Consider the following 6,410-nt stretch of genomic DNA (forward strand, 5'->3'; position numbering starts at 1 on the left):
CCCGGCAAAGTCTCGGAGACATCACATGGCACTCTCCCCCGCCTCCGCCCGTTCGCGAACCACCGTGCTCTCCCCCCGGCTTGAGGCCCTGCTCAGGGACCATCTGGGCAAGGACGCCGTCCGGCTCGAACCCGACACGATCGGGGTCGCGGGGCCCGGGCTCACCGACCGGATCCTCTCCGCCCGGCGCGCCACCGAGATCGAACGGCCCACGTTCAAGCCGCTGCACGGACGCTCGATCACCCGCACCGAGGCGTCCTCGGTGACGCGGACGATCGGCGGCGACGTGCGCGAAGCGCTGAAGGCCCCGCTGCCGCGGAACATCGACCTGTCCGGTCCGTGGCCGCTCACTGGACACCTCTTCCTGCGCGACCTCATCCTGGGCCGGGACCCGCGCCGGCTGCGGATCCTGATGAGCCGCAACCTCGAACTGACGCCACTGCTCACCTGGTTGGTGATCTCCGCCGGCGCCGCGCTGCCCGGCAGGCCCAAGCCCGGCGACGACCTCACCGAACTCGGCAGGCTCACCGCGCGGGCGGCCGGCTACCAGGACCGGCGGTACGCGCTGGGCATGTACCGCCGAGCCGCCGCGCCCGTCTGCTTCACCATCTCCACCCTGGTCGCGAACGCGCTCTGGCTCGGCTCGCCGTTCGACGACAGCACGCCGAACCGGAACATCATCTTCGAGTCGCTGCGCCTGCTGCCGCCGTCGTGGAACATCCTGCGCCGCGCGTCGCCCGAGTACCCCGCGATCGATCCGCGGATCGGCGCGGGTGACGACGTCCTCGTCCTGCCGCTGCTCTCACATCGCGACCCGGCCCTGTGGGAGGACCCGGACGAGTTCCGCCCGGAGCGCTGGGACCACCTCGACCCGGACAGCACTCCTGGCTACCTGCCGTTCGGGCACTCCTCCGAACGCTGCTGGGGCCGGCACATGGTGATGCCGCTGGCCGAACTGCTGCTGGACCGGATCCGGGAGGCCGGCCTGGTCGTCGACCCCGGGCAGCGCACCGCCAAGGTGCCGCTGCTCGGTCTGCTCGGCGTCAGCGAGGTCCGCGTCCTGAAGGCACGCGATGCGCGCTGATCACCCGCACACCGAACACGGGGACGCCGACCCGGAGTTCGCCGACGGCCGGTTCTACGCCGACCCGCACGCCGCGTACCGCCGCTGGCGCGCCGAGGGCGGCGTGCGCAAGGTCCGGTTCGGCGGAGCGGCCGGACTCGAAGGCTGGGTCGTCACGGGCCACGCCGCGTGCCGGACCGCTCTCGCCGACCCCCGGCTGAGCAAGCAGGCCGTCACCGAGGCCTTCGCCCGACACGTCGGCAACTCCGAAGGCGGCCCGGGCCGCGATCTGATGACGCACATGCTCAACTCCGACCCCCCGGAGCACACCCGACTGCGCAAACTGGTCCAACAGGCCTACACAGGGCGGCAGGTGGCGACCCTGCGACCGATGGTCGAGCGCCATGTCGGGGCACTGCTGGACCGGCTGGACGGGCTCGAATCGGCCGAGCTGATCAGCGAGTTCGCGCTGCCGCTGCCCCTCGCGGTGGTCTTCGAGCTGTTCGGCGCGCCGCAGGCCGACCGGGAGAACCTCCGGGTCCGGGGCCACGCGGTCGACACCGGCCCGGAGGGCGACGGCGGGTCGGACGGCGGGGCGGACGGCGAGGTCTCGGTGGAGACCGCCGAAGGCATGGCGGACTACCTGCGCGCCCTGGTCGACCACAAGCGCACCCACCCGGGCGACGACCTGATCTCCGGACTGCTCGCCGCCCAGGCGGACGGCGACCGGCTGACCGAGGCCGAGATCACCTCGATGGCCTTCCTGCTCGCGATCGCCGGCCACCAGAGCACCGTCAACCTGATCGCGAACGGCATCCACGCGCTGCTCGGCCACACCGGGCAACTCGCGGCACTACGCGCGGACCCGGAGCTGCTTCCCGGCGCGATCGAGGAAGTCCTGCGCTATGAGAGCCCGTTCGGCATCGCCTCGCTGCGCCGCACGACCGGGCCGGTGACCATCGCGGGCACCACGATCCCGGCCGGCGAGTTCGTCCAGATCGCGCTGCTCGCCGCCAACCGCGACCCGGCCGTCTTCGCCGACCCCGACCGCTTCGACATCACCCGCCCGGACGCCACCCGACACCTCGCGTTCGGCCACGGCATCCACCATTGCCTCGGCGCGCGGCTGGGCCGGCTGCAGGCCGAGGTCGCGTTCGGCGAACTGCTGCGCCGCTTCCCGGCCCTGCGCCTGGCCGAACCGGCCGCGGCCGCGCGGTGGCAGGAGAACCCACGACACCGGGGACTGCTCAGCCTGCGGGTACTGCTGCGCTGACGGGCGACAACCCGTTTCGGGGCAGCGGCGGCCCAGGCCCCGCACCGAGGGTGCGGGGCCTGGGCCGATGGGCGGCTGAGCGGGTGGGTGCGGTGGGCTACCGGCCGTTCGACCAGCGGCTGGAGGGGGTGGCGCCCTTCTGGTCGGAGTCGAGGTCGACGTCGGCGTAGAAGACGCCGAGGTTGTAGCCGTCGCCCTGGGTGTTGACGGTGACGGTCAGGTCGGTGTCGTCGTTGCGCAGGAACTCGGAGACGTTCCAGCGGTTGGTGTCGTGGCCGAAGTTGTTGCGCGGGGCCGGGTTGCGGGGGAAGGTGCCGAGCGATCCGGGCGCGCCGACGGTGGAGTTGAAGGCGTCGTCGGCCGGGTGGTCCGCGTCGGTGAAGCGGGTCAGGGGGCCGTGGGTGGACTTGATGTCCATGGTGTCGCCGGTCCACTTGTGGTCGCCGTCGTAGACGACCCAGCCGAGGTGGCCGGTGACCGGGCCGGTGGCCGGGGTGTGGATGCCGGTCAGGGTGCCCGACAGGGCCGGGCTGTTGGGCAGTTCGGGCTGGAAGCCGTCCCACAGGTGGACGTGGCGCAGGGGGGCGCAGGGGTCTTCGTAGGCGACGACGATGGTCCAGCCGCCCCAGCTGTGGGGCTTGACGACGGAGTCCATGTTGGCGGCGGTGTAGGTGCCGGTGCCGTGCTCGCGGACGAGGTCGGTGATGTCGGCGGACGCCTGGTAGCTGCTCTCCTCGTCGGTGGTGATGTAGCCGATGGAGGGCTGCTGGTTGGGGATGTTGCGGTACTGGGCGTCGCCGGGGAACTTGAGGTAGATCTCGTCGATCTGGCTCTCGGGCAGGACGACGTCGTCGATGCCGCGGGTGCCGCCCCAGTAGAGGCGGGCGTGCTTGACGGTGGCGCCGGGCGGCAGGGCGAGGTCCGCGGAGCTGGCGGAGTAGATGGCGTCGCCGAGGGGGCCGATGCTGCCGGGGTCGATGTTGATGTACCGCATCTGGTAGTTGTTGTTGATCGGGCGGGTGCCGGCACCGGTGCGGGCCTGCTCGCAGGGGGGCTGGGCGGGGTCGACGGGGGGTTGGGTCTCGTCGCAGGTCATCAGGGCGTTGCCGATGTGCGTGATGGAGCCGTGGAACTCGCTCTGGAAGCGGGTGGTGAACGGCAGCCGGTTCTCGGTGATGGTCTGGGCGCGGTTGTGTGGGTGCCGGCCGGTGTCGACGGTGCTGGAGTCCGCCGGCGCGGCGGCGAACACGCCGGCCACCGAGGTGGCGGCGACGGCGACGGCGAGGACGGGGCGGGGCGTACGGCCCCAAGGACGGGAGGGCGTCACGATGGACCTCCGAGGAGAGGCGGAACCGGGGATCCCGTCCATGCCACCAGCCCGTGTGCCGTTGGTTCCGGCATTAGCCCGACGGTGGGCGCCGCCTGCCCGCTCCGGGTTCGGGCTCCCCGTGCCCTTCCGGAGGCGTTCGCCGGACTCGGCGGGGTGTGCGGTCAGGCCGGTGGGGCGGCTCGCCGCGCGGGTCCCGGCCGCGCGCGAGGCACGACGGCACCGGTGGGCGGTGCCGTCGTGCCGTCGTGCCGTCGTGCCGTCGCGCGGTTTCGGTCGGTCAGGTGAGGCGGAACAGGGCGGTGTGGGTGGTGCCGTCGTTCAGCCCCAGGGTGAACTGCCGGCAGGTCCCGGCGTGGGAGGCCGAGGTCTTCCACACGTAGGTGTAGGTGTCGGTCACCGCGTCGTACCGAAGTCCGCTGTTGCCGGCGGTCCCGGCGGGGGTGGGCGGGGCGAGCGGTTCGCCGGTGGCGCAGTCGACCTGGCGCACGGTCGGGTAGCCGCGGGCGATGACGTCCGGGCCGCGGTCGCCGCCCAGCGAGAACTTCATCGGGAACGCCCTTCCGGCGTGGCCCTGGTTGACGGCGGGCGGGTCGGCGACCGGTGGCCGGAAGCCGCTGAAGGGGTACTCGTAGGTGTACCGGGCCGCGCCGCTGGCGGCGCTGGGGCCAGCGGGGGTGGCCACCGTGACGTCCACCCCGCCGGCGGTTCCCGGCGGCACGGTCGCCCGGACGGTGAAGTCGTCGACGACGGTGACGCCGGTCGCCGGTACGGTGCCGAACAGGACCGTCCTGGTGCCGGACAGGTGGGTGCCGGTGATCGTGACGGTGCCGCCGCCGGCCGTCGGGCCGTGGCCGGCGCGCACCCCGGTGACGGCGGGCGCGACGGTGGCCGTGGCCAGACCGTACGGGTTCCTCCCCGTGGCGGCGGTCGCGGTGACGGTGTTGGTGGCGGTGTCGATCACCGACACCGTGTCGGCGCGGCCGCTGGTCACGTAGGCGGTGCCGCCGGCCGGGTCGGCCAGCACGCCGACGGGCGTGGCGCCGACCGCGATGGTGTCGCTGACGGTACCGCTCGCGGTGTCGATCACCGAAACCGTGTTGGCGGTCTGGTTCGCCACGTAGGCGCGGGCGCCGTCGGGGGTGATCGAGACGCTCCCGGGACCGGACCCGACGGCGATGTTGCCGGTGATGGTGTTGCTGGCGGTGTCGATGACGGACACGTTCCCGCTGTTGAAGTTCGCGGTGTAGGCGCGGCTGCCGTCGGGGGTGACCGCCACGGCGGCCGGGCTGCGGACGCCGGGGCCGGCGATGGAGGCGGTCAGCGTGTCGGTGGCCGTGTCGATCACCGAGACGGAGTCGCCGAGGAGGTTCGCGACGTAGGCGCGGCTCCCGTCGGGCGTCAGCGCGATGCCGAACGGCTGGCTGCCGACCAGGACCGTCGTGGTGACCGTCCCGGTGGCGGTGTCGATGACGTCCACGCCGCCGGTGCGCGGGTTGACGTAGTGCCCGACGTAGGCGCGCGAGCCGTCCGGGGAGAACGCCACAGGGCCGGGCAGCCGGCCGACCGGGATGGTCGCGGCGACCGTGTTGGAGGCGGTGTCGATCACCGACACCGTGTTGCTGCCGTCGTTGACGACGTAGGCCTGGGTGCCGTCCGGGGAGACCGCGACCCCCTCCGGGGCGGTGCCGACCGGAATGGTCGCCACGACCGCGTTGGTCGACGGGTCGTACGCCGTGACCGAGTTGCCGCGCAGGTTGGCGACGTAGACCAGCCGGTGCGCGGGGCTCTCGGCGGCGGCGTGCGCCGAGGACACGGGCGCGAGCACGCCCAGCGCGGCGAGGGCGCCGGCCACCGAGGCGGCCACCGCCCGGCGCCGTGACCGCCGGTGACGCCCCGTCTTCCGGGGTGCGTCCGGTCCGCTGCGGACCACTGTCATGCGAATCCACCTCTCCGCGTGACACACCGGCCGACGGCCCGTCCCGCGCGAGAGGCCGCCGCTCGCCGATCGGCGTGCGCATCAGTCTGACGATGAGCCGGTCGGCCACCGGGCCGCCCCGGGAAGCTTGACCGCCCGGGCCGGGCCACACCAGGGCGCGCGAAAGCGGTGGCGTGCGCCGGGCGCGCGCCCCCACCGCGAGGCCTCCCCCGCCACGGCGCCGCGCCGTGGTCAGCGCGCGGGCGCCCCGCCCACCGCGTAGCCGCGGGCCTCGGCCGGGAGCGCGCTCTCGACGAGGGTCTCCAGCTCGATCTCCTCCGGCTCGTAGAGCCAGGCGATCACGGCTCCGAGCGTGAGCGCGACGATCCACTGCGCGGCGGCCCGCGCCTCCGCCTCCGGCACCGCTCCACCCGCCTTCAGGGCCCGTTCGGCACCGGAAAGGCTCTCCTCCAACTGCCCGGCCATGTGGCGGTGCGCCGGATGGGAGGTCGCGATGGCTTCGCACATGAGCACGACCTCGGCGGCGGCCTGCCAGCGGGGGCGGTCCAGGACGGCGCGCAGCCGGCCGCCCACCGGGGCGTTCCAGCCCGGTGCCGGGGCGGCCAGCTCGGCCAGCACCAGGTCGAGGAGCGCGCCCTTGGTGGGCGCGAGGTGCACGAGCGCGGCCTTGGTCAGGCCCGCGTCGTCGGCGACGGCCTGCATGGAGGTCCCGTAGTAGCCGTGGCGCGCGTACAGCACGCACGCGCTGTACAGGGCCCGTTCGCGCGGCGTGCGCTCCGGCGCCGCGTCGGCCTCCGGGTCGCGCGGC

5 protein-coding genes are annotated in these 6,410 nt (G+C 73.7%); 2 read left to right on the top strand and 3 right to left on the bottom strand.

The window, feature by feature from the left end; all coding sequences use genetic code 11:
- Nucleotides 1-25 precede the first annotated feature (25 nt).
- Nucleotides 26-1,084, top strand: a complete 1,059-nt coding sequence (locus ABD308_RS13855) for a cytochrome P450 (RefSeq protein ID WP_344333264.1) — start codon at nt 26-28, stop codon at nt 1,082-1,084.
- Nucleotides 1,074-2,336 carry a cytochrome P450 family protein gene (locus ABD308_RS13860; RefSeq protein ID WP_344333268.1) on the top strand — a complete coding sequence of 421 codons (1,263 nt, stop codon included), beginning with the start codon at nt 1,074-1,076 and terminating at the stop codon, nt 2,334-2,336. The genes ABD308_RS13855 and ABD308_RS13860 overlap by 11 nt, the downstream gene beginning before the upstream one ends.
- Nucleotides 2,337-2,433: 97 nt before the next feature.
- Here the strand turns inward: ABD308_RS13860 and ABD308_RS13865 are convergent, their stop codons facing one another.
- The 3 genes from ABD308_RS13865 to ABD308_RS13875 all read right to left on the bottom strand — a co-directional run.
- Nucleotides 2,434-3,663, bottom strand: a complete 1,230-nt coding sequence (locus ABD308_RS13865; RefSeq protein ID WP_344333271.1) for a hypothetical protein — start codon at nt 3,661-3,663, stop codon at nt 2,434-2,436.
- A 280-nt stretch (nt 3,664-3,943) separates the two neighbouring features.
- Entirely contained in the window at nt 3,944-5,602 is a 1,659-nt protein-coding gene (locus tag ABD308_RS13870) for a PxKF domain-containing protein (RefSeq protein WP_344333275.1), read from the bottom strand.
- A 231-nt stretch (nt 5,603-5,833) separates the two neighbouring features.
- Nucleotides 5,834-6,410 (bottom strand): TetR/AcrR family transcriptional regulator (locus ABD308_RS13875; RefSeq protein WP_344333278.1); only part of this gene is annotated, 577 nt, incomplete at its 5' end.

The organism is Kitasatospora putterlickiae (genome assembly GCF_039527695.1).
Lineage (GTDB): Bacteria > Actinomycetota > Actinomycetes > Streptomycetales > Streptomycetaceae > Kitasatospora > Kitasatospora putterlickiae.

Bases quoted from the DNA above. Each gene is read 5' to 3' on its own strand.
- ABD308_RS13855 (WP_344333264.1), top strand. From the start codon at position 26: ATGGCACTCTCCCCCGCCTCCGCCCGTTCGCGAACCACCGTGCTCTCC.
- ABD308_RS13860 (WP_344333268.1), top strand. From the start codon at position 1,074: ATGCGCGCTGATCACCCGCACACCGAACACGGGGACGCCGACCCGGAG.
- ABD308_RS13870 (WP_344333275.1), bottom strand. From the start codon at position 5,602: ATGACAGTGGTCCGCAGCGGACCGGACGCACCCCGGAAGACGGGGCGT.